Raw genomic sequence first — 21,819 nt, forward strand, 5'->3', positions numbered from 1 at the left:
GGTGTGCTTTGCGGGGAAAAGTCCGCCTCTCGCGGAAGGTGCTGCGCCGCTCGTACCAGGGGCTGGTGCTGGCCAGCGTGCTCGCGCTGGCGCCCATGACGTGGGCCTGGCTCGGCAGCTCGGGACACCGCGCGACGGCCGAGGACGAGGGCTGGGTCCGGCAGGTGCCCGAGACGCAGGCCGCGCTGGTGCTCGGCGCCGGCCTGTACGCCGGGCGGCCCTCCCCGATGCTGGCCCGCAGGCTCGACATCGCCGCCGAGCTGTACCTGTCGGGCAAGGTGAAGGCGCTGCTGCTGTCGGGCGACAACAGCCGCAAGGAGTACGACGAGCCCACCGCCATGCGCGACTACCTGCGCGCCAAGGGCGTGCCCGACGCGGTGATGGTGCTCGACTACGCCGGGTTCGACACGTGGGACTCCTGCGTGCGGGCACGCAAGGTGTTCGGGGCCGAGCGCGTGACGGTGGTCACCCAGGAGTTCCACATCCCCAGGGCCGTGACGTTGTGCAGGACTGCGGGGCTGGAGGCGTTCGGGACGGGTGACGACTCGGCCAGGCGCTGGGCCGCGACCACGTACGCCTATGCCGCCCGCGAGCTGTTCGCCACCGCCAAGGCGTTCGCCGACGCCATGATCCTGCACTCCGACCCGGTGTACCCGGGCCCGCGCGAGGTCTCGCTCACCCGCATCCTCGCCGAGCCGCGACCTCAGCCGGGCGCGCCGGGCGCGTAGCCGGGCGGCGGCGATCCCCTGGCCACCGAACGGGCGTGCATCTCCGGCACGGGGAAGTCGGCGCGGGCGGTGCTCATGCACTCCAGCAGCGCTCGCTGCTCCTCGTGGAAGGTGTGTTCGTCGACCATGTGGCGGGCCGCCCGCTCGTGCAGCAGCCCCAGCTCGGTGGCGGCGAGCTGGTAGTCGCGCATCGCCCGCAGCCCCGGCTTGCCGCCGTGGGCGCGGGCCCACTGCCGGGCCTGGCGGCGCCGGGCGAAGGCCGAGAGCATGTAGATGTCGGCCTGGGTGACCAGCTTGGTCGGCTCGTACGCCGGCAGGTACCGCTGGATGAGCGCCACGATGCGCCGCCGGTCCCTGAACACCACGCCGATCAGCATCACCAGCACGACCAGCAGCGTCAGGTAGGCCACCACGAGCCCGGGGAACCCGCCGTAGGAGGCCAGGCCGTTCCACAGGCCGTGCAGGATCATCGCCGCCGTCCAGCCCGCCAGCACGTACGTGCTGCGCTCGGAGCCCTGCCGCTGGGCCGCGTACGCCACGGCGACCCCGATCATGGAGCTGAACAGCGGATGCGCCAGCGGCGACAGGATGCCGCGCAGCACCACCGTGACGGCCAGCCCCTTGACGCCCGAGGTGGACAGCGCGCCGAGGTAGTAGCTGACGTTCTCGCTCATGGCGAAGCCGAGGCCGACCATGCTGGCGTAGATGACGCCGTCGGTCGGCCCGTCGAGCTCGGCCCTGCGGAACTTGAGCAGGCCCAGCAGCACCAGGCCCTTCATCGTCTCCTCCACCACCGGCGCGCCGAACGTGGCCGCGAGGTTGCGGGCGCTGGCCTCCGACAGCTTGGCGGTGTCGATGATGTAGTGCAGGTTGAGCGAGTTGATCACACCGGCCACGAGCACGGCGATGCCCGCGCCCCAGGCGAAGGCGAAGATCAGGTTGCTGCGCGGCTCCGGCTCCATCCGGTCGAGCGCCAGCACGGCCGCCAGCAGCAGCGGCACCGGCGCCAGTGCCAGCATGAGCGCGATGAAGAACTGCACCGGCGCGCCGTTGAACACGTCGAAGGAGAACGAGACCAGGGCGCAGATGCCGGTGAGGACCAACCCGATGATCAACGCGAATGACGGGCGGTCCTTCAACACCCAGCGTGGATCACGGGTCGCCATAGGGTGACTTTAACGGATCAGAGTGCCGGGGTCCGTGCGGGTCTTCGCGCCGCCGGTCGAGGCCGGGGACGCCATGGCCGGAGTGGAGGGTGGTGCGGCCGATCCGGAACGGCTCGTGCAGCAGGTCGGCGAGCCGCGTGCGCACCCGGTGGCAGCCGGCGCCGCGCGCCACGATCACGCGGGCCGACAGGGTCGGATAGCCACTCGTCACCGTCCGGACATGAAGGCCGCGCACCTGCACTCTCAGGGGTCAGGCGAGCAGCGGGTCGATCGCCACGGCCAGGAACAGCAGCGCCAGGTAGGCGTTCGACCAGTGGAAGAAGCGCATGGGACGCAGGTCGACCCCGCTCTTGCCGGCGTTGAGCCGGGCCAGCAGGCGGTGCGCCTCCACCAGACACATCACGCCGAGCGCGGCGGCCACGATCGGGTAGAACAGCGTGGTGCCCGCCACCGGCCACAGCGCCAGCGAGCAGAACACGGTGGCCCAGGTGTAGGCGATGGACTCCAGGATGACCCGCCGCTCGGTGGCCACCACGGGCAGCATCGGCACCTTGGCCGCCGCGTAGTCCTCCTTGTACCGCATGGCCAGCGTCCAGGTGTGCGGCGGCGTCCAGAAGAACACCACGCCGAACAGCACCAGCGGCGCCCAGTCGAGCCGCTCGGTGATGCCCGCCCAGCCGATCATCACCGGCATGCAGCCCGCGATGCCGCCCCACACGATGTTCTGGGCCGTGCGCCGCTTGAGCACCAGCGAGTAGACCAGCACGTAGAACAGGATCGCGCCGAGCGACAACATCGAGGCCAGCCAGTTGGTGGTCACCCACAGGCCCACCGTGGAGATGACGCCCAGCACGAGGCCGAAGACCAGCGCGGCGCGCGGCGAGACCTGGTGCCTGGCCAGCGGCCTGCGGCGGGTGCGGCGCATCTTCTGGTCGATGTCACGGTCGATGTAGCAGTTGAGCGCGTTGGCGCTGCCTGCCGATAGGGTGCCGAACACCATGACCCAGATCGACTCCCACAGCGGTGGCAGGCCACCCGCTGCGAGGAACATCACCGGCAGTGTCGTGATCAGCAGCAGCTCGATGACCCGCGGCTTGGTGAGCGCGATGTAGGCCTTGACGATCATGCCGATCGAGCGCGGCGCCTCCACCTGCCGTGATGGGGCCGTCGCCTGCCTGTTGGTCAGCACCGTCAAGGCGCTTCCAGCCTGTCGGAAGTCAACGCGTAACCTCTGATAAGAGCGGATCCATGGGCGGGCGCCGGTGACGCCCCTGCGAACAAACAAACTGTAGTCGCAGGGGCGGCCGGTCCGGCCAATGGGGGGCTTGCGCCGTACCTGGACACGCGAGGACGGAATGGGAATCGATCACCAGTCCCACTCGGTTAGGGTCCGGTGTAGGCGCGGGCGCGCAACCTGCGGCAGGCCGCCGCGACGCGGCCGGCCTCGGGCGGGACAGCCACATCCAATGACAACTAGATTCCGGAGATCGAGCACTTGAGCACCGAACTCGTGCCAGCCCTTGAATGGACCGACCTGGACAAGCAGGCGGTCGATGTCGTTCGAGCCCTGGCGATGGACGCAGTGGAGAAGGCGGGCTCGGGTCACCCCGGCACCGCCATGAGCCTGGCCCCCGCCGCATACCTGCTCTTCCAGCGTGTGATGCGCCACGACCCGACCGACCCCGGCTGGCTCGGGCGTGACCGGTTCGTGCTGTCGTGCGGCCACAGCAGCCTGACGCTCTACATCCAGCTCTACCTTTCCGGTTACGGCCTGACTTTGGACGACCTCAGGCGCCTGCGCCAGTGGGACAGCCTCACGCCGGGTCACCCCGAGCACGGGCACACCGCCGGAGTGGAGACCACGACGGGCCCCCTGGGCCAGGGCATCGCCAACGCCGTCGGCATGGCCATGGCGGCCCGCCGCGAGCGCGGCCTGTTCGACCCCGAGGCCGAGCCGGGCACCTCCCCGTTCGACCACCACATCTGGTGCATCGTCAGCGACGGCGACATCGAGGAGGGCATCAGCCACGAGGCCAGCTCCCTCGCCGGCCACCAGAAGCTGGGCAACCTCGTCGTCGTCTACGACGACAACCACATCTCCATCGAGGACGACACGGCGATCGCGCTCTCCGAGGACGTGGTCAAGCGCTACGAGGCCTACGGCTGGCACACCCAGAGCGTCGACTGGACCGAGACCGGCGAGTACGTCGAGGACGTCCAGGCCCTCTACGACGCCCTGCAGGCGGCCAAGGCGGAGACCGACCGGCCGTCGTTCATCCGGCTGCGCACGATCATCGGCTACCCCGCGCCGAACAAGCAGAACACCGGCAAGATCCACGGCTCCGCCCTGGGCGAGGCCGAGGTCGCCGCCACCAAGGAAGTGCTGGGCATGGACCCGGCCAAGACGTTCGACGTGCCGGCCGCGGTGCTGGAGCACGCCCGCGGCGTCGCCCAGCGCGGCCGCGCCGACCACGCCGAGTGGGAGAAGTCCTACGCCGAGTGGCGGCTGGCCAACGACGAGCGCGCCGCCGAGCTCGACCGCATCTCCCGGCGCGAGCTGCCGGCCGGCTGGGCCACCGCGCTGCCGTCGTTCGAGAAGGGCACCTCCATCGCCACGCGCAAGGCGTCCGGCGAGGTGCTCAACGCGCTGGCCCCGGTGCTGCCCGAGCTGTGGGGCGGCTCGGCCGACCTGGCCGAGTCCAACCTCACCACGATGAAGGGCGAGCCGTCCTTCATCCCCGAGGAGTTCCAGACCAAGGACTTCAAGGGCAACCGCTTCGGCCGCACGCTGCACTTCGGCATCCGCGAGCACGCCATGGGCGCCATCCTGAACGGCATCGCGCTGCACGGCGGCACCCGCCCGTACGGCGGCACGTTCCTGGTCTTCTCCGACTACATGCGGCCCGCGGTGCGGCTGGCCGCGCTGATGAAGCTGCCGGTCACGTACGTGTGGACGCACGACTCGATCGGCCTCGGCGAGGACGGCCCCACCCACCAGCCGATCGAGCACCTGTGGGCGCTGCGCGCGATCCCCGGCCTCGACGTGGTGCGCCCGGCCGACGCCAACGAGACGGCGTACGCGTGGAAGGCCGTGCTGGAGCACACCGACCGCCCCGCCGCCCTGGCGCTGACCAGGCAGAACCTGCCGGTCGTGGAGGGCACCAGCGCCGAGGGCGTGGCCCGCGGCGGCTACGTGCTGCGCGAGGCGTCCAACGGCCAGCCGAAGGTCATCGTCATCGCCACGGGCAGCGAGGTGGAGATCGCGCTGAACGGCCGGGAACTGCTGGAGTCGCAGGGCATCCCCACGCGGGTGGTCTCGATGCCGTGTGTCGAGTGGTTCAACGGGCAGGACACCGCATATAAGCAGACGGTTCTGCCCTCGTCGAACAGGGCTCGGGTGGCGGTCGAGGCGGGCATCGCGCTCGGCTGGCACGAGTACGTCGGCGAGTGTGGTGAGGTGGTCAGCCTCGAACACTTCGGTGCCTCTGCGCCGTACAAGACTTTGTACGAGCAGTTCGGGCTGACGGCTGAGCGCGTGGCGGCGGCGGCCAGGGCGAGCCTGGCCAAGCTGGGTCAGGACAAGGGCGAGACGACGGGAAACTGAAGCAGAGATGAGCGAGATCCTCAACAAGCTGTCCGGCCAGGGCGTTGCCATCTGGCTCGACGACATCAGCCGTGAGCGCCTGCGCACCGGCAACCTCGAGCAGGTGATCCGGGAGAAGAACGTGGTCGGGGTGACCTCCAACCCGACCATCTTCGCCAACGCGCTCAGCAAGGGCGACGCGTACAACTCCCAGCTCCACGACCTGGCCGTGCGCGGCGTCGATGTGGGCGAGGCCGTGCGCGCCATCACCACCTACGACATCCGCTGGGCCGCCGACGTGCTGCGCCCGGTCTACGACGCCAGCGGCGGCGTCGACGGCCGCGTGTCGCTGGAGGTGGACCCGCGCCTGGCCCGCGAGAGCGAGAAGACGATCGCCGAGGCCCGCGCGCTGTGGTGGATGGTCGACCGTCCGAACCTCATGATCAAGATCCCGGCCACGGTGGAGGGCCTGCCCGCGATCACGCAGGCGCTGTCCGAGGGCATCAGCGTCAACGTCACGCTGATCTTCTCCCTCGAGCGGTACCGCGCGGTCATGGACGCCTGGCTCGCCGGTCTGGAGGCCGCGCAGGCCAAGGGCCTCAACCTGGCCTCGATCGAGTCGGTGGCCTCGTTCTTCGTCAGCCGCGTCGACACCGAGATCGACAAGCGCCTCGACAAGCTCGGCAAGCCGGAGCTGAAGGGCAAGGCGGGCATCGCCAACGCGCGCCTGGCGTACGCGGCGTTCGAGGAGGTCATGAACTCCGAGCGGTGGCAGCGCCTGCGCGCCGCCGGCGCACGCCCGCAGCGCCCGCTGTGGGCCTCGACCGGCGTCAAGAACCCCGAGTACTCCGACACCATGTACGTCGACCAGCTCGTCGCCCCCGGCACCGTCAACACGATGCCGGAGAAGACGCTCGACGCCACGGCCGACCACGCCAACATCACCGGCGACACCGTCCGCCCGTTCTACGAGCAGGCCTGGAACACCATGGCCGCGCTCAAGGACGCCGGCGTCGACTACGACGACGTGGTGAAGGTCCTGGAGGACGAGGGCGTGGAGAAGTTCGAGGCGTCCTGGAACGAGCTGCTCGAGAGCGTCACCAAGAACCTGGTTCCGTGATGGAGGTGTCCTACCGCGAGGAGGGGGTGGCCTCGGCCGCCTCCTCCGTCGCGGGGCGCCTCGTCGCCGACGGCGTGCCCGCGCGGCTCGCCGGCGGCGACCCCACGCTGTGGGGTGAGGACGCCGAAGCGGAGGCGGCGGTCAGGCTCGGCTGGCTGACCCTGCCCCGCTCCTCCCGCGAGCTGCTGCCCGCCCTGGGCGAGCTCGCGGCGAGGGCCCGCGCCGAGGGCCTGACGAACGTGGTCCTGGCCGGGATGGGCGGCTCGTCGCTGGCGGCGGAGGTCATCTGCGCCACCTGCGACGTGCCGCTCACCGTGCTCGACACGACCGACCCCGGCCAGGTCCGCCGCGCGCTGACCGACGGCCTGGAGGCCACGGTCGTGGTCGTGGCGAGCAAGAGCGGCTCGACCGTGGAGACCGACTGCCATCTGCGGATCTACGAGCGGCTCTTCGCGGACGCGGGCATCGACCCCGCGGGCCGCATCGTGGTCGTCACCGACCCCGGCTCGCCGCTGGCGCGGCGGGCCGCCGAGGCCGGCTTCCACCTGGTGCTCGGGCCCGAGGACGTGGGCGGCCGCTACTCGGCGCTGTCGGCGTTCGGGCTGGTGCCCGCCGCGCTGGCGGGGGCCGACGTGGCGCGGCTGCTCGACGAGGCCGAGGAGGTGCTGCCGCTGCTGTCGCTCGACAGCGGCAACCCCGGGCTCGACCTGGGCGCGGCGCTCGGCGGCGCGGCGCTGGCCGGGCGCGACAAGCTGGTCCTGGAGGACCAGCTCTCGCCCATCTTCGGGCTGCCCGACTGGATCGAGCAGCTCGTCGCCGAGTCCACCGGCAAGCAGGGCAGGGGCATCCTGCCGGTCGTCGGCGCCGACCCCAACAGGTCGGGCGACGAGCTGGTCGTGGCGATCGAGTCCGACGTCGGCGACGTGCGCGTGGACGGTCCGCTGGGCGCGCAGTTCCTGGTCTGGGAGTACGCCACCGCCGTCGCCGGGCTGCTGCTGGAGGTCGACCCGTTCGACCAGCCGAACGTGGCCGAGTCGAAGGAGAACACCGCCGCCCTGCTGACCCTGCCCGACCTGCCGACCGGCGCGCCCGCGTTCGTGGACGGCCCGGTCGAGGTGTACGGGTCGGCGACGGCCAAGGACCTGCCGGGGCTGTTCGGCGAGCTGCTGCACGCGATCCCCGGCGACGGCTACCTGGCGATCACGGCTTATCTGGACCGGCTGGCCGCCTTCGACGCGCCGGTGCCCGACGGGGCCGACTTCGAGCAGATGACCGATGCGTGGATGATGGCCGATCCGCTGACGTTGCGGACGCTGCTCGCGCTGCGCACCGACCGGCCGGTGACGTTCGGCTGGGGGCCGCGGTTCCTGCACTCCACCGGGCAATATCACAAGGGCGGGCCGCAGAACGGCGTGTTCCTGCAGATCACGGGGGCGGTGACCGAGGACGTCGCCGTACCCGGCAGGCCGTACAGCCTGGGCCGGCTGCAGCTCGCCCAGGCGCTGGGGGACCTGGGGGCGCTGGAGACCCGCGGGCGCCCGGCCGTACGCCTGCATTTGACCGACCGCGCGGCGGGTGTCGCGCGTTTGCTCGAGGCCGCACAGGAGGCTTGAGATGACAGACCCGGCAGCACCCGCGGAGGAAGCCGCCACCGTGGCGGCGGCCGTCGCGGGCACCGCCACGACCGAGGCAGTGGCAGCCGCCAACCCGCTGCGCGACCCGCGCGACAAGCGGTTGCCCCGGGTGGCGGGACCGTGCGTGATGGTGTTGTTCGGCGTGACGGGTGACCTGGCCAAGCGCAAGCTGCTACCGGCGATTTACGACCTGGGGAACCGGGGGCTGCTGCCGCCCGGCTTCTCGCTGGTCGGGTTCGCCCGGCGCGATTGGAAAGACCAGGATTTCGCCCAGTTGACGCACGACGCCGTCAAGGCGCATGCCCGGACCCCCTTCCGCGAGGAGGTCTGGAAGCAGATCCGCGAGGGCATCCATTTCGTTCCCGGCGAGTTCTCGGACGACGGGGCGTTCGACGCGCTGGCCATGGCGTTGGCTGAGATCGACGAGACCCGCGGCACGGGCGGAAACTACGCTTTCTACCTGTCGGTGCCGCCGAAGTTCTTCCCCGTGGTGGTGGAGCAGCTCAAGCGCACCGGGCTGTCCGACGCGCCCGAGGGCTCGTGGCGGCGCGTGGTGATCGAGAAGCCGTTCGGGCACGACCTGCAGTCGGCCCACGAGCTGAACGAGATCACCACCTCGGCCTTCCCGGAGAGCTCGATCTTCCGGATCGACCACTACCTGGGCAAGGAGACCGTCCAGAACATCATGGCGCTGAGGTTCGCCAACAACCTCTACGAGCCGATCTGGAACCGCAGCTTCGTCGACCACGTGCAGATCACGATGGCCGAGGACATCGGCATCGGCGGCCGCGCCGGCTACTACGACGGCATCGGCGCCGCCCGCGACGTCATCCAGAACCACCTGCTCCAGCTCCTCGCGCTCGTCGCGATGGAGGACCCGACCTCCTTCGAGGCCAACTCGCTGCGGCGCGAGAAGGAGAAGGTGCTCAAGGCCGTGCGGCTGCCCGCCAACCTGGGCCTCAACACCGCGCGCGGCCAGTACTCCGCGGGCTGGCAGGGCGGCGAGAAGGTCGTCGGCTACCTGCAGGAGGAGGGCATCTCGCAGGAGTCCATCACCGAGACCTACGCCGCCGTCAAGCTGGAGATCGCCAACCGGCGCTGGGCCGGGGTGCCGTTCTACCTGCGCACCGGCAAGCGCCTGGGCCGCCGCGTCACCGAGGTGGCCGTGGTGTTCCAGCGGGCGCCGCACCTGCCGTTCAGCAAGGACGACACCGAGATCCTCGGCCAGAACGCGCTGGTGATCCGGGTCCAGCCGGACGAGGGCATCACGGTGCGGTTCGGCTCCAAGGTGCCGGGGACGGCGATGGAGGTGCGCGACGTCTCCATGGACTTCGCCTACGGCGAGTCGTTCCTGGAGTCGTCGCCGGAGGCGTACGAGCGGCTGCTGCTCGACGTGATGATCGGCGATCCGCCGCTCTTCCCGCACCAGCGGGAGGTGGAGCTGTCGTGGAACATCCTCGACCCGATCGAGGAGTTCTGGGCCACGCAGGGACAGCCGGAGCCGTACGAGTCCGGCTCGTGGGGGCCCGAGTCGGCCGACGCGATGATGGCCCGCGACGGCCGCGTGTGGAGGAGGCTCTAGATGACAACGTTCATGCTCACGGACACCACGGCCGGGAAGATCGCCGCCCAGCTCACGCACCTCCGTCACCAGATGGGCGCGCCCGCCATCGGCATGGTGCTCACGCTCGTCGTGGTCAGCGAGGAGCGCCACCAGTACGACGCGCTCCGCGCGGCCACCGAGGCGGCCCGCGAGCACCCCTCGCGCATCATCGTGGTGATCAAGCGTGAGCCGGAGGAGGCCATCAGGCTCGACGCCGAGCTGCGCATCGGCGAGAACACGCCCGGCGAGGTGGTGGTGCTGCGCCTGTACGGCGAGCTCACCGACCACGCCGACTCCGTGGTCAGCCCGCTGCTGCTGCCCGACACGCCCGTCGTGGCGTGGTGGCCGGGCGCGGCCCCCGACGCGCCGTCCAAGGACGCGATCGGGGCGCTGGCGCAACGGCGCATCACCGACGCCAAGGGCTTCGACGACGGCGGCGTCAAGTCGCTGGTCATCCGGGCCAAGGGGTACGCGCGCGGCGACACCGACCTGTCCTGGGCGCGGCTGACGCCGTGGCGCAGCCTGCTGGCCGCCGCGTTCGACCAGCCGGTGGGCAAGGTACGCAAGGGCACCGTGGAGGCCTCCCCCGGCCACCCGAGCGCGCCGCTGCTGGCCGCCTGGATGTCGGAGCGGCTCGGCGCCCCGATCAAGGTCGTCGACTCCCCCGGCCCCGGCCTGACCTCCGTACGCCTGCAGCTCGGCGACGGCGAGCTCGCGGTCGTCAGGACCGACGCCCGCCTGGCCACGCTCTCCCGCCCCGGCCAGCCCGACAGGAACGTGGCCCTGGCCAGGCGGCAGACCTCCGAGCTGATGGCCGAGGAGCTGCGCAGGCTCGACACCGACGAGATCTATGAGGCCGCGGTCAAGCGGTTCGCGAGGACGTACAAGGGATGACGGCAGTTCAAGGGGAGACGACCATGAGCGTTCCCGGCATCGTCGTTCACCGCGACGCCGACGTCCTGGCCAAGGCCGTCGCCGCGCGGATCATCACCCGGCTGGTCGACGCGCAGTCGGCCAAGGGCTCGGCGTCGATCGTGCTGACGGGCGGCACCGTCGGCATCGCCACCCTGGCGGCCATCGCCGCCACCCCCGCCAGGGACGCCGTCGACTGGCGGCGCCTGGACATCTGGTGGGGCGACGAACGCTTCCTCCCCACCGGCGACAAGGAACGCAACGAGACCGGCGCCCGCGAGGCCCTGCTGGATCACGTGGACGTGGACCCCGCACGGGTGCACGTCATGCGCGGCCCCGACTCCGGCATGACGGCCGAGGAGTCGGCCGACGCGTACGCCACCGAGCTGCGCCAGGCCGCCAGGCCCGAGGACCACGGGCCGGTGCCGAGCTTCGACGTGATGCTGCTCGGCATGGGCCCCGACTCCCACGTGGCCTCCCTCTTCCCCGGCATGCCCGCGCTCTACGACACCCGCCCGGTGGTGGCGGTGCACGGCTCCCCCAAGCCGCCGCCCACCCGCATCTCCCTGACCCTGCCCGCCATCCAGGCCTCCCGCGAGGTGTGGGTGGTGGCGGCGGGCGAGGAGAAGTCGGGCGCGGTCCGGCTCGCCCTGTCGGAGTCCGGGCCCGTCCAGGTGCCCGCGGCGGGGGCACGGGGGCGGAGGCGGACGTTGTTCCTGCTGGATCGGACGGCGGCGAGCAAGATCCCGCCGGGGCTGGGGCGGCTGGCGTCGCCGTGAGGCGCTAAGGGGGCGGCGGGGCGCCGAGGTCGCACGTGAACATCTCGGCGAACCGCCGCTGGGCGATTCTCATGAGCTGGACTAGGTCGTGGTCCTGGTCGCGGGCGGGGTTCCGTTTGACGTAGATGGTGATGAGCGGACGCCGGTCCCCGCACCGGAACCAGGCACCGGCCGCGCGGAAGGGATGGCCGCGAATCGTGTGGTCGCCCATCGAGCCCTTGCCGAGCTCCGCGGGCAGCTCCACCCGCCCCTCCCGCGCGGCGCTGCCCGCGAAGTTCGTCAGGTGCCTTTCCTCGGCGGATCGTTCGTAGCCGGTGATGAGAAGGCTCTGCTCGCCGTTCGAGATCACGCAGGTGTCGCCGATTTCGCTGCGCTGACCCGGCCCAGCCTTGATCGCGCCGTTGTACCCGGAGACCTCGGACACCACGGCCTGAGGGATGAAGCTGCACAGGTGTGGCGCGCTGTCGGTGATCGGACGTCGCTCCGGCTGCGTGGGGGACGCCGGAGTGCCGGAGCCACCCGGCGTGCAGGAGGCGACCGCGGCTGCGATCAGAACGGCCGGCCATCCCCTCGCGGCCCTCACTTCTTGTCCCCAAGCGCGCTCAGATCGGTCTTCAGAGCCTCCATGCCCTGTCTCGTGGCCATTTCCGCGTCGGTGTGATTGCTCGGAACCTTGGCGTGGATCTCCAGCCACGCGACAAAGGCGTCATATTCGTCCCTGGTCATCTGAAGCGGCGGCACGATCCGCGGAGGGTCACCGGTGACGAACGACCCGGTGAGCCCTTGACCGTCGTGATAGCCGTGACTCGCCATCGAGGACTCGAGCATCTGCTTCAGGAGGTTGTCGACGGCCTGCTCGTTGGACGAACCGGCGGCGTAACCCTTGGCCGCGTTTCCGCCGCCGTGCCCGCTCTGCTTCATCAGCCAGTCGCCGGCCTTGGCATGGCCGTCCTTGACGAAGCTCTCGTAGAGGCTCTCGAGCGCCTTGAACCCCAGCTGGCCCGCCTGTTTGGCGAAGGGCAGCGGGACCAGCCCGATGCCGTCCTGCACCAGCTTCGACAGCGACGCGTCGGCCTCGTCAGCCTCCTTGCCCCGTGCGACCAGGGCGTGCTGGCGGGCGCCGACGATGTGGCCGATCGCCTTGGCGTTCCATCCGATCACGTTGTTCAGCCAGTCGTTGTTCCTGGCCGCGATGGCCTGGTCCACCTTCATCCGCATGTGCGCGACCTCTCCCATGAGCAGCGCGTTGTAGGCGCGCTCGTCGGCAGCGACGTCGAGCAGCACCAGGTCGAGATCGGTCGGGTTGAACCGGGCGACGGGCCGCCCGTCCACGTTGCCGGTGACCTCGTCGGCCGGAAGCCGCGCGTAGTTCTTGTAGTACGAGGTGACGATGTCATCGGCGTGCTCGGCCAGAACACGCCCCATGTTGTCCCGCATGCCGGACATCAGGTCGAGCTCGGCGACGTCCTTCAGCTGGATCTGCCCGGTGCCGTCGAACGACACCCGCCGTCGCACGTCGTCGGCCAGCACCTGCGTCGCCAGGACCGTCAACCGTTTGGAGGTCTCGCCGGAGCCCTTCATCGCGGCTTCCAGCACTTCGCCGAGCGCTTCACCGCGGTCGCCGGCTCCCCACTGGGGTCGCCGCTCGGACAACAGGTACTTGAGATCTCCGCCGTCTCCCAGCAGCGCCTGGGCTGTGCCTCTGGAGGCGCCCGCCAGACGCATCAGCGCGCCGATCGGGTCGGCAGCGCCGATGTCCGGCGAGCCGGGGAACGGCCGCGTACCCGCCGGTGCGGCCAGCGCGTAGCGGTCGCTGTCGCGGATCAGCGGCATGATCGGGTGTTCCCGCCGGTAGTCGCGATCCCAGCGGATCATGTCACGGCCGATCGTGCTCATGAACCACTCGCTGTAGGGCGTCGGGGATGCCATGGCCAGGATCTGACCGAGCGCCCAGTATCCGGGATAGTCGATTCCTTCCCTTCCCGGCGTCTCGATGGACCGTCTGCACTGTCTCTTGAGCTCCTCCGCGAACCGCCTGCCGACCCGCGGTCCACCGCCGCCGCCGGTTCCGGCGGCGAGTGCCTGGCTCAGCATCGTGAGCACCTCGCCGTTCTCGCGCCGCATCGCCTCGACCGATTCCGGACCGGCGACGATCGCCTTGCGCACCCGCCGCCCCATCTCCGCGGGCAGGGTGACGAGGGCGTACGGGCCGAGCTCTTCGAGCAGGGCGGTGGCGAACGCCGGGTCGGGCAACCGATCCTGGTGAGCCGTCAACTGCCTGCGGGCATCGGCGTCCCCGCGGGCAGCGGACTCGATCAACGGCGCGGCGAGCTTCGCCGCGGCGCGGGTCTTCGCCGGGATCAGGCGAGACTCGTCGACGGACACCTTCCCCGGCGGCACGACCGCTCCGGCTGCTGGATTGCCGAACACGTCGGTGTCGACGTTCTCCGCCTCGTAGGCGAGATCGCGCCGCCGGTAGAGATCGGGTGCCTGATCGGTCAGCCATCGGCCTGCCCGATCGATGGCCGTGACCCCTGGATGGGTGATGCCGAGCATGTCCATGAGCCCGCGCAACTGCGCGGCGCAGTCGGCCAGGTCCCGGCCGGCGTTCTGCACACCGCTCCCGAGCCGGTGCATCTCCCGCGGATCGATGGAGGAGAAGGCCATGTCGCCTCACCCGTCCTCGGCGGGCATGCGGGCGAGCAGGTCGCGGATCTCACCGATGACGTCCCGCAACCCCTGCCACAGCTCCGACCGGCGGCGCACCAGCTCACCGGCGAAGAGGTCGGCGGCCGAGCCCGTCCAGGCGCTCCCGCCCGCCAGCTGACCGACCGGCTGGTCGAGGCAGTGCCAGTAGCGGTCGGACAGCTCCTGGGCGCGGCGCAGCGCTATCACGGCATCGTCTCGCGTTGCCATCAGGGCCTCCCACCGGCGTTGTGCGCGCCACCCCTCTCCCCGGATGCAACGCCTCTCCACGATGGTGTGCGAGGGACGGAAGTGTCACATGCCATAAGCAGACGGCATCACGTTCCGCTACAAACCCGGCTTCCCGGTCGCGACCAGCGCGTCGATCTCGGCAAGCAGTTCCTGTTTGCGCCCCTCCCCCAGATACGACGCCCGCACCCCGTTCCGCGCGAACTGCGCCAGTTCCTCCTTCCCGAACCCGAACACCCGGTGCGCCACCCGGTACTCCTCCGCCAGCGTCGTGGCGAACATGGGCGGGTCGTCGCTGTTCAGCGTCACGTACAGGCCCTCCTCCAGCATCCGGGGCAGCGGGTGGTCCTCGATGCGGGCGACCTGGCCGGTGCAGACGTTGGAGGTGGGGCACACGTCCAGCGGGAGCTGGGTGTCGCGGAGGTGGGACACCAGGCGGGGGTCCGGGAGGCAGTTGATGCCGTGGCCGATGCGCTCGGCGCCGTAGCCGTCGATGACCTCCCAGATCGTCTCCGGGCCGGTCATCTCGCCGCCGTGCGGGACGCTGTGGAGGCCGGCGGCGCGGGCGGCGGAGAAGGCGGAGCGGTAGATGTCGCGGTATTTCGGGCGTTCCTGTTCTATGCCGCCGATGCCGAAACCTACCAGGGCGGCGGGAGGTTCCTGGAGGGCGTGCTCCAGCGTCACCTTCGCGGCCTCCTCGCCGTACTCGCCCGGGATGTCGAAGATGTAGGCCATCTCCACCCCGTGATCGGTCAGGGAGCGGCGGGCGGCCAGGTCGAGGGCCTCGGTGACCTCGCGCATGGGCATGCCGACCATGCGGTGGGCGTACGGGGTGACCTGGAGTTCCACGTAGCGGGCACCCTGGGGGGCGAGGTCGCGGGCCAGGCCGAGGACGAGGGTGGCGACGTCCTCCGGCTCGCGTACGAGTGCGTTGACGGCCCGGTAGACGCGGGCGAAGTGGGGGAAGTCGACGAAGCGGTAGAACTCGCGCAGTTCCTCCTCCGTGGTGGGCACCGCGCTGTCGGGGTGGCGGCGCGACAGCTCCAGCACGGTCGTGACCGAGGCCGAGCCCACCAGGTGGACGTGCAGCTCGACCTTGGGGAGGGCGTCGATGAAGGCGTCGATGGTCATGCGGATGACCTTAGGGGTGATATTTCGCGAAAAAAAAAGGGTTGGGGCGGAATCTCACGTGAGATTGTCAAGTTCCGCGGCTAGGCTAGGCTGGGCCGGTGACCAACGCCGAAGCGTACGATCGCGGCTTCGCCCACCTCAGCTCCCACACCGTCGGCCCCCTCCTGGCCGCGGCCCGGGAGAGCCGCGCCCCGCGCCTGCTGGACGTCGGCTGCGGCACCGGTGTGGTGACGGCGGCGGCGCTCGCGCTGGGGGCCGAGGTCACGGCCGTCGACTGCGATCCGGTCATGCTGCGGCTGATCGCCCGGCGGCATCCGTACGCCACCATCCGCCAGGCCGCGCTGCCCGAGCTGCCGTTCGACGACGAGCAGTTCGACTGCGTCGCCGGGAATTTCGTCATCAACCACGTGCCCGACGCCGCCGCGTCGCTCCGGGAGCTGCGCCGCGTGCTGCGCCCGTCCGGCGCGCTCGCCCTGACCTGGTGGAAGGCCGACGAGATGACGGCCACGAGCGTCTTCACCGAGGCCATCGCCGCGACCGGGGTGCCCTACGACCCTCCGGCCCGTCCGTTCGCCGCCCATGCCACGCCGCCGTCGTTCATCGCCCTGCTGGAGGGGGCGGGGTTCAGGGAGGCGGCGGTGGAGGCGGTCCGGTGGCGCCACCAGGTGGATCTGGCGGCGTGGTGGGCGGATGTGGTGGAGGCGGGCGGGCCGAGGTTCGGGATGATCGGCGGCCAGCCGCCGGCGGTCGCGGAGCGCATCCGGGCCGAATATCTGCGGCTCGCGGCCCCGTACGCCGGGGAGGGGTTCCCCGTCTGCGCCTACCTGGCCCGGGCCACCAGATAGGCGGGCCGCGCCCGACGGGTCAGCGGTTCCAGCGCGCCCAGGCGGTGACCACCGGCATGAGCACGCCGTCCACCGACTCCGCCACGAACACCTCGTCGAACTGCGGCCCGGTGAAGATCATGCGATGCCACACCAGCGCCTCCGCGACGCCGAACAGCCGCCCGGCGTCGACGGGCCCGGCCAGTTCGCCCCGCTCGACGGCCCGCTCGAGCAGCGCGTCCACGTCGCCGAGGTTCCTGGCCGGCATGTGGGCGCGCAGGGTGCGGGCCGGCTCCTGGTCGGACACCAGCGTCGAGGACAGCCCGATGACGAGCGCGTGCTTGCGCTCCACCGCCTCGCACAGGCCGCGGAAGATGGAGGCCAGGTCGCCGCGGAGGGAGCCGGTGTCCTGCCCCGGCGGCGCGTCCGTGTCGAAGCGCCGGCAGATGACGTCGACGACCAGCTCCGGCTTGCCCGCCCAGCGCCGGTAGATGGTGGCCTTGCTGGCCCTGGCCCGTTTGGCGATCTGGTCGACGGTCATGCGGTCGTAGCCGACCTCGGACAGCAGCTCCACGGTGGCGTCGAGGATGGCCCTGTCACGGTCAGGGTCGAGGGGAGCCACGTGCACGTCCTTCAGCGGTTGGCCAGCTCGTCGAATCGTACGCCCGTCAGCTCCATGGACACCTCCCACAGCCGCGCCGCAAGCTCCTGCGAGCGGGCCTTCTCCGAGGGCCGTAGCAGCTTGGCCTTGGGCCCGACGTACTCGCCCCCGCGCACGTCCGGCGAGGTCGCGGCGTACAGCGAGGGCACGGCGCCGGCCGCGGCGGACCTCAGCAGCAGCCGCACGAGCGGCTGGAGCGGCCCGAGTTTCACGATGTTCGTGGCGGTCGTGCCGGGGTGGACCGCGATGCTCTTCAGGTCCACGCCGGCGCGCTCGGCCCGCCGCTGCAGCTCCAGCGCGAACAGCAGGTTGGCGAGCTTGGAGCGCCCGTACGCGGACATGCGCCCGTAGCCGCGCTCCAGGCCCAGGTCGTCGAAGTCGATCCGGCCGGCGGCGTGCGCGTCGCTGGACACCGTCACCACCCGCGCGCCGGGACGGGCGGCCAGCAGGGGCAGGAGCAGCCCCGTGAGCGCGAAATGCCCCAGGTGGTTGGTGCCGAGCTGCATCTCGAAGCCGTCCCTGGTCCGCTGCCTGGAGATCAGGGCGACGCCCGCGTTGTTGACGAGCAGGTCCAGCTCGCTCACTCCTGCGGCGAACCGCCTGACCGAGGCGAGGTCGGCCAGGTCGAGCCGGCCGAACTCGACCCGCGCGTCGGACGCCTCTCGCAGGATCAGCCGGACGGCCTCCGCGCCCTTGTCCGGGTCGCGCGCCGCCACGACGACGTGGGCGCCGTGCCGGGCCAGCTCCAGCGCGGTGGGCAGGCCGATGCCGCTGTTGGCGCCGGTCACGACCGCGGTCCTGCCGGTCAGGTCGGGCATGGAGGCGGGGCTCCACGTCGTCATCGCCACTCCTGGTGTACGAGACCGTTTCGTACACCATACCTCAGCGGAGCGCCGGCTCAAGATCCTCGTCGTCGTCCCCGAGAGGGCCGCCGTCCACCAGGCCGTGCTCGGTCAGCTCCCAGAAGTGGCGCCGGTCCGGCCTGGCGAGCTGCCACAACGCCTTGTAGGCGGCCACGCTCATCAGCGCCCAGTAGAGCGGGATGGACAACATCGCCCGGACCGCCGGGAAGAGCCCGCGCTCCAGGCAGCCGGCCATCATGCAGTAGACCATCAGGAAGTTGCCGATCACCATGGCCGCGGCGCCGCAGTAGAGCGAGACGGGCGGGAAGAACGCCTGCACGTACCGGGTGCCGGTGCACAGGTAGAGCAGCGTCAGCCCCCAGAAGAACGGGTTCGCCAGCGTGGTCAGCGTGGACAGGCCCATCGTGAGATGGAAGGCGAGGGTCCGCTTCGTCCCCAGTTGCCGCCACAGGCGCACCGGGTGCCGGGTGTGGACGAGCCAGGTCTGCAGGTAGCCCTTGATCCAGCGGCTGCGCTGGCGGATCCAGTTGCCCAGGCGGCTGTTGGCCTCCTCCTCGGTGACCGAGACCATCATGCGCACGTCCCAGCCGCGCCGGGCGATGCGGATGCCAAGGTCGGCGTCCTCGGTGACGTTGTACGGGTCCCAGCCGCCCAGCGCGAGCAGCGCGTCGGTGCGGAAGTGGTTGGAGGTGCCGCCCAGCGGGATCGGCAGCCGGTAGCGGTCGAGCCCGCGCAGCATGAGGCTGAAGTGGGTGGCGTACTCGGCGGAGAAGCAGCGGGTCAGCCAGTTCGTCCAGGGGTTCCAGTACTGGAGCTCGGCCTGGACGCAGACCACCCTGCCCGGCAGCGCCCGGAAGGCGAGCACGGCCTTGCGGAGCTGGTCGGGCTCTGGCCGGTCCTCGGCGTCGTAGACCACCACGAACTCGCCGCGCGCCCGGGCGAGCCCGATGTTGCACGCCTTCGGCTTGGTCCGCGGCGTGGACGGCGGCACGAGCACCACCTCGAACGGCGCGCCCAGCTCCGGCAGCGCCGCGCGGGTCTCGTCGTCGTCCTCCTCGATCAGCAGCAGGATCTGCAGGGACTCGGCCGGGTAGTCGAGCCTCGCCAGGCGCTCCAGCAGGAACGGCAGCACCGCGGCCTCGCGGTACAGCGGCACCAGCACCGTGTAGGACGGCAGTGACCCGCCGGACAGCCGGTGCAGGCCGGCCTCGTCCGGATCGATGACCGAGGCTCCCCACGCTCCCAGCACGACGGCCGTCTTGAAGACGAGCACGAGGAGGTAGACCGCGGTGGCGAGCGCGACGGCGGCCTGGCACCACCACAGCGGCGACGGCCCCCACCCGAACGCCAGGTGCGCGAGCAGCGCGACGGCGATCACCCCCAACGCCAGGACGGCGCAGGCGGCCTGCCCGCGGCTGAGCAGGCGCCTGGCGCTGAGCTCCGCGTCGAGGACGCCGATGCTCGCGTGCCCGGCTCGCTCGCGAGGTGGCGTGGTCATGACACTCGCCTCCGATAGATGTGCTGGACGGCGTCCCGGTAGACCAGCGTGAAGTCATGCGTCAGCGAGGGCCGGTCGCGAAGCGCGCGCCAGGTCCGGTCCTCCCTGCCCGGGGCGGTGCGCGCGTAGATCCACCCGATCCCCTCGCCTGCCGGATCCCGCAGCGCCTGCTCCCACAGGCGGAAGCTGCCCTCGTAGACGATCCGCCCCAGCGGGATGCGGGAGTCGAAGGCGGCGATCTCGTTGCCGTGGTTCTCCATGAGCACCAGCCCGCCGTCGTAGTGGCGCCGCCACCAGTCCACCGCCCGCGCGACGGCGCGCTCGTCGCGGCCCGCGTGCCAGCTCATCGGCTCGGCGAGCGTCGCGGTGCCGGGCACCGCCACGACGGTGGCGATCATGCCGCAGGCCAGCGCGGCGCGGGCCCAGCGGACCCGCGGCGGGGCGAGCGACACCAGGTAGCCGGCGAAGACCGCGGCGCCCAGCGCCATCACCAGCGCGAAGCGCACGTTGTAGAAGCTGCCGTGCACCTCCGGCACGTGGAGCGGGCGCTGGCCCAGGTACAGGGCGAGGACGAAGAACGGCACGAAGATCAGCAGCGTGTACGGGGCCACGTCCTCCACCCGGAGCCGGCGCCGCCAGGCGTACACCAGCGCTCCGGCCGCGCCCGCCAGCGGTGTCAGGAGGCCGAGCGCGTGCGCCATGGCGTGGGCGTAGGTGCTCGCGGCGACGCCCAGCGCGCCGATGTTCGGGTCGTCGGGCGAGACCCACAGCGCCGGCTTGGCGTACTCGCCGGAGTGCCAGTACAGCCAGTCATCGAAGATCAGCCAGCTCCAGGCCACCCAGCCCGCGATCCCGGCGAACGCCGCCACCCCGAAGAAGATCAGGTGTGCCTCCAGCCGGGCGAGATCGCGCCAGCGGCGGAAGGAGACGTACCCCACCACGGCCGTCATGGCCACCGCCAGCACCCAGCCCTCGTAGCGGGTCAGCGTGGCCAGCAGCGTCGCCGCCGAGGCGATCGCGAGCTGCGTGTGCCGTCCGGTGCGGCACCATTGCGCCAGGTGGTGCACCGCCGCGGCGATGCAGGCGAACAGCAGCAACTCGGTCATCGGGGTGCTCTGCAGGTAGAGCACGTTGGGGTTGAGCGCGAGCAGCCCGGCCGCCGTGACCCCGGCCGCCCTGCGGCGCGCGCGCTCGGCGCCCGCCGTCCCGGCGGCGATCAGGTACGCGTACCGCACGGTCACCACGTACGAGGCCATCGAGATCAGCGAGCCCGCCAGCCCCGAGTAGAACAGCGCGTCGTGCCAGACGACGGGCAGGGCCAGCAGGTGCGGCAGCGGCGGCCAGACGCCGCCGAGCTGGGCCAGCCCGGGGGTCGGGCTGTCGATGACCCGGCGGGCGATGAGCAGGTGCGAGCCGCTGTCGTTGTAGGCCAGCACGGAGCCCAGGTCCAGGTGGTACAGGCAGGCCAGGACCGACAGCACCACGCTCGCCGCCGTCACCAGGGCGAGCACCGGGTCCCGCGGCATCCGCCAGGCCGGGCGGCGCGCGCCGAGGCTGAGGCCCGCCCTGGCCCGTGAGACGGCGCGCGGCGCCGGAGCACGGCCCTGCCGGGACAGCGGGAGCTCGACGATCCGCACGTCTCCCCGCGCCGACGCCAGGGACGCGGGCCGCGCCGTCCCGCCGTGGCCCCACTCCTCCAGCAGCCACCGGTCGAGCAGCCGGTAGGAGCAGAGGCCGCCCCGCGCGCGGCTCCTCGGCAGCAGGCGGTCCCACGCGGCCCAGGGCAGCACGGTGGCGCGGCGGGTGCGTGACCGCGCCCGCTCCGGCGTCCCGACCACGGCGTCGGCCCGTTCCTCGCGCTGCACGCGCAGGAGCACGGGCAGGTCGGCGGCGTGGATCCGGTCGCCCGGCCCGACCAGCACGAGCCTGCGCATGTCGGTGCGCTCCAGCGCGGCCAGCACGCCTGCCCGCTCGGCCTCCGCCGAATCCGGCTCACCTTCGTGCGGCACGGTCAGGACGCGGTCGGGATAGCGCGAGGCCAGCATGTCCAGGGCGCCGGGGACGCCACGGGGCTCGCCGACGATGACGATCCGGTGCTCCAGACCCGCCTCCGCCAGCGTGGCGAGCAGCGATTCGACTTCGTGTTCCAGGCATTCGGGCCGGGAGCGCGCGGGGAAGACCACGGCGACGCCGTCGTCCTTCCCCACCGGGTTCAGGCCTGGCGGATGCTCCTGGGACGGCATGCGATGCTCACCGCCTCCGCGCCGCGCCGGCGGTGAATGCCAGACGGAAATATCCGAGATTAACGCGCAAGCTCGCCATCGCCCCGAATCGCAGAACGCGCACATCTCTACAAGTCATGTCTCTCCAACCATGCGATTCG

The 21,819-nt window shown here is 71.3% G+C and carries 19 protein-coding genes; 8 read left to right on the top strand and 11 right to left on the bottom strand.

Annotated features, from left to right (window positions below):
• Positions 1-8 precede the first annotated feature (8 nt).
• Positions 9-728, top strand: a complete 720-nt coding sequence (locus tag AB0I79_RS29815; protein ID WP_357879579.1) for an ElyC/SanA/YdcF family protein — start codon at positions 9-11, stop codon at positions 726-728.
• On the opposite strand, the gene AB0I79_RS29820 is transcribed toward AB0I79_RS29815, so the two are convergent.
• Genes AB0I79_RS29820 through AB0I79_RS29830 form a run of 3 tightly spaced genes read right to left on the bottom strand, consistent with a single transcriptional unit; the run spans position 704 to position 3,089 of the window.
• Entirely contained in the window at positions 704-1,894 is a 1,191-nt protein-coding gene (locus AB0I79_RS29820) for a PrsW family intramembrane metalloprotease (RefSeq protein ID WP_357879582.1), read from the bottom strand. The two genes, AB0I79_RS29815 and AB0I79_RS29820, sit on opposite strands and share 25 nt — an antisense overlap.
• A complete protein-coding gene (locus AB0I79_RS29825) occupies positions 1,881-2,105 on the bottom strand; it encodes a hypothetical protein (RefSeq protein ID WP_357879585.1) in 225 nt (74 codons plus the stop codon). The genes AB0I79_RS29820 and AB0I79_RS29825 overlap by 14 nt, the downstream gene beginning before the upstream one ends.
• A 39-nt stretch (positions 2,106-2,144) precedes the next feature.
• Entirely contained in the window at positions 2,145-3,089 is a 945-nt protein-coding gene (locus AB0I79_RS29830; RefSeq protein ID WP_357879588.1) for a heme o synthase, read from the bottom strand.
• Between the two features lie 315 nt (positions 3,090-3,404).
• On the opposite strand from AB0I79_RS29830, the gene tkt reads away from it, so the two are divergent.
• From tkt to pgl, 6 genes are read left to right on the top strand one after another with little or no spacing between them, the layout of a single operon-like run.
• Positions 3,405-5,498 (top strand): transketolase, encoded by a 2,094-nt coding sequence (gene tkt / locus AB0I79_RS29835; protein ID WP_357879591.1) that lies wholly within the window; start codon positions 3,405-3,407, stop codon positions 5,496-5,498.
• A 7-nt stretch (positions 5,499-5,505) separates the two neighbouring features.
• Positions 5,506-6,597 (top strand): transaldolase, encoded by a 1,092-nt coding sequence (gene tal, locus AB0I79_RS29840; RefSeq protein WP_357879594.1) that lies wholly within the window; start codon positions 5,506-5,508, stop codon positions 6,595-6,597.
• Positions 6,597-8,210 (top strand): glucose-6-phosphate isomerase, encoded by a 1,614-nt coding sequence (locus AB0I79_RS29845; RefSeq protein ID WP_357879761.1) that lies wholly within the window; start codon positions 6,597-6,599, stop codon positions 8,208-8,210. Before tal ends, AB0I79_RS29845 begins: the two co-directional genes overlap by 1 nt.
• Before the next feature lies 1 nt (position 8,211).
• On the top strand, positions 8,212-9,813 hold the full coding sequence (gene zwf / locus AB0I79_RS29850; protein ID WP_357879597.1) for a glucose-6-phosphate dehydrogenase: 1,602 nt from the start codon (positions 8,212-8,214) through the stop codon (positions 9,811-9,813).
• On the top strand, positions 9,814-10,728 hold the full coding sequence (locus AB0I79_RS29855) for a glucose-6-phosphate dehydrogenase assembly protein OpcA (RefSeq protein ID WP_357879599.1): 915 nt from the start codon (positions 9,814-9,816) through the stop codon (positions 10,726-10,728).
• Between the two features lie 23 nt (positions 10,729-10,751).
• Positions 10,752-11,525, top strand: coding sequence for a 6-phosphogluconolactonase (gene pgl / locus AB0I79_RS29860; protein WP_357879602.1), 774 nt, complete (start codon positions 10,752-10,754; stop codon positions 11,523-11,525).
• Positions 11,526-11,529: 4 nt separating this feature from the next.
• On the opposite strand, the gene AB0I79_RS29865 is transcribed toward pgl, so the two are convergent.
• From AB0I79_RS29865 to add, 4 genes are all read right to left on the bottom strand, one after another.
• Positions 11,530-11,952 carry a hypothetical protein gene (locus AB0I79_RS29865; RefSeq protein WP_357879605.1) on the bottom strand — a complete coding sequence of 141 codons (423 nt, stop codon included), beginning with the start codon at positions 11,950-11,952 and terminating at the stop codon, positions 11,530-11,532.
• 152 nt (positions 11,953-12,104) lie between these two features.
• Positions 12,105-14,081, bottom strand: coding sequence for a DUF6571 family protein (locus tag AB0I79_RS29870; protein WP_357879608.1), 1,977 nt, complete (start codon positions 14,079-14,081; stop codon positions 12,105-12,107).
• Positions 14,082-14,198: 117 nt separating this feature from the next.
• Entirely contained in the window at positions 14,199-14,441 is a 243-nt protein-coding gene (locus AB0I79_RS29875) for a hypothetical protein (RefSeq protein WP_357879611.1), read from the bottom strand.
• Between the two features lie 117 nt (positions 14,442-14,558).
• Positions 14,559-15,590, bottom strand: a complete 1,032-nt coding sequence (add, locus tag AB0I79_RS29880) for an adenosine deaminase (protein ID WP_357879614.1) — start codon at positions 15,588-15,590, stop codon at positions 14,559-14,561.
• Positions 15,591-15,688: 98 nt separating this feature from the next.
• On the opposite strand from add, the gene AB0I79_RS29885 reads away from it, so the two are divergent.
• Positions 15,689-16,435 carry a methyltransferase domain-containing protein gene (locus tag AB0I79_RS29885; protein WP_357879616.1) on the top strand — a complete coding sequence of 249 codons (747 nt, stop codon included), beginning with the start codon at positions 15,689-15,691 and terminating at the stop codon, positions 16,433-16,435.
• Positions 16,436-16,454: 19 nt separating this feature from the next.
• Here AB0I79_RS29885 and AB0I79_RS29890 read toward each other — a convergent pair whose 3' ends face one another.
• The 4 genes from AB0I79_RS29890 to AB0I79_RS29905 are packed head-to-tail and all read right to left on the bottom strand — an operon-like array spanning position 16,455 to position 21,679.
• Positions 16,455-17,036, bottom strand: coding sequence for a TetR/AcrR family transcriptional regulator (locus tag AB0I79_RS29890; protein ID WP_357879619.1), 582 nt, complete (start codon positions 17,034-17,036; stop codon positions 16,455-16,457).
• A gap of 11 nt (positions 17,037-17,047) precedes the next feature.
• A complete protein-coding gene (locus AB0I79_RS29895) occupies positions 17,048-17,917 on the bottom strand; it encodes an oxidoreductase (RefSeq protein WP_357879622.1) in 870 nt (289 codons plus the stop codon).
• A 40-nt stretch (positions 17,918-17,957) separates the two neighbouring features.
• Entirely contained in the window at positions 17,958-19,436 is a 1,479-nt protein-coding gene (locus AB0I79_RS29900) for a glycosyltransferase (RefSeq protein ID WP_357879625.1), read from the bottom strand.
• Entirely contained in the window at positions 19,433-21,679 is a 2,247-nt protein-coding gene (locus tag AB0I79_RS29905) for a hypothetical protein (RefSeq protein WP_357879628.1), read from the bottom strand. The genes AB0I79_RS29900 and AB0I79_RS29905 overlap by 4 nt, the downstream gene beginning before the upstream one ends.
• Positions 21,680-21,819 lie beyond the last annotated feature (140 nt).

Origin of the sequence: Nonomuraea sp. NPDC050202, assembly GCF_040656115.1 — a bacterium.
GTDB lineage: Bacteria > Actinomycetota > Actinomycetes > Streptosporangiales > Streptosporangiaceae > Nonomuraea.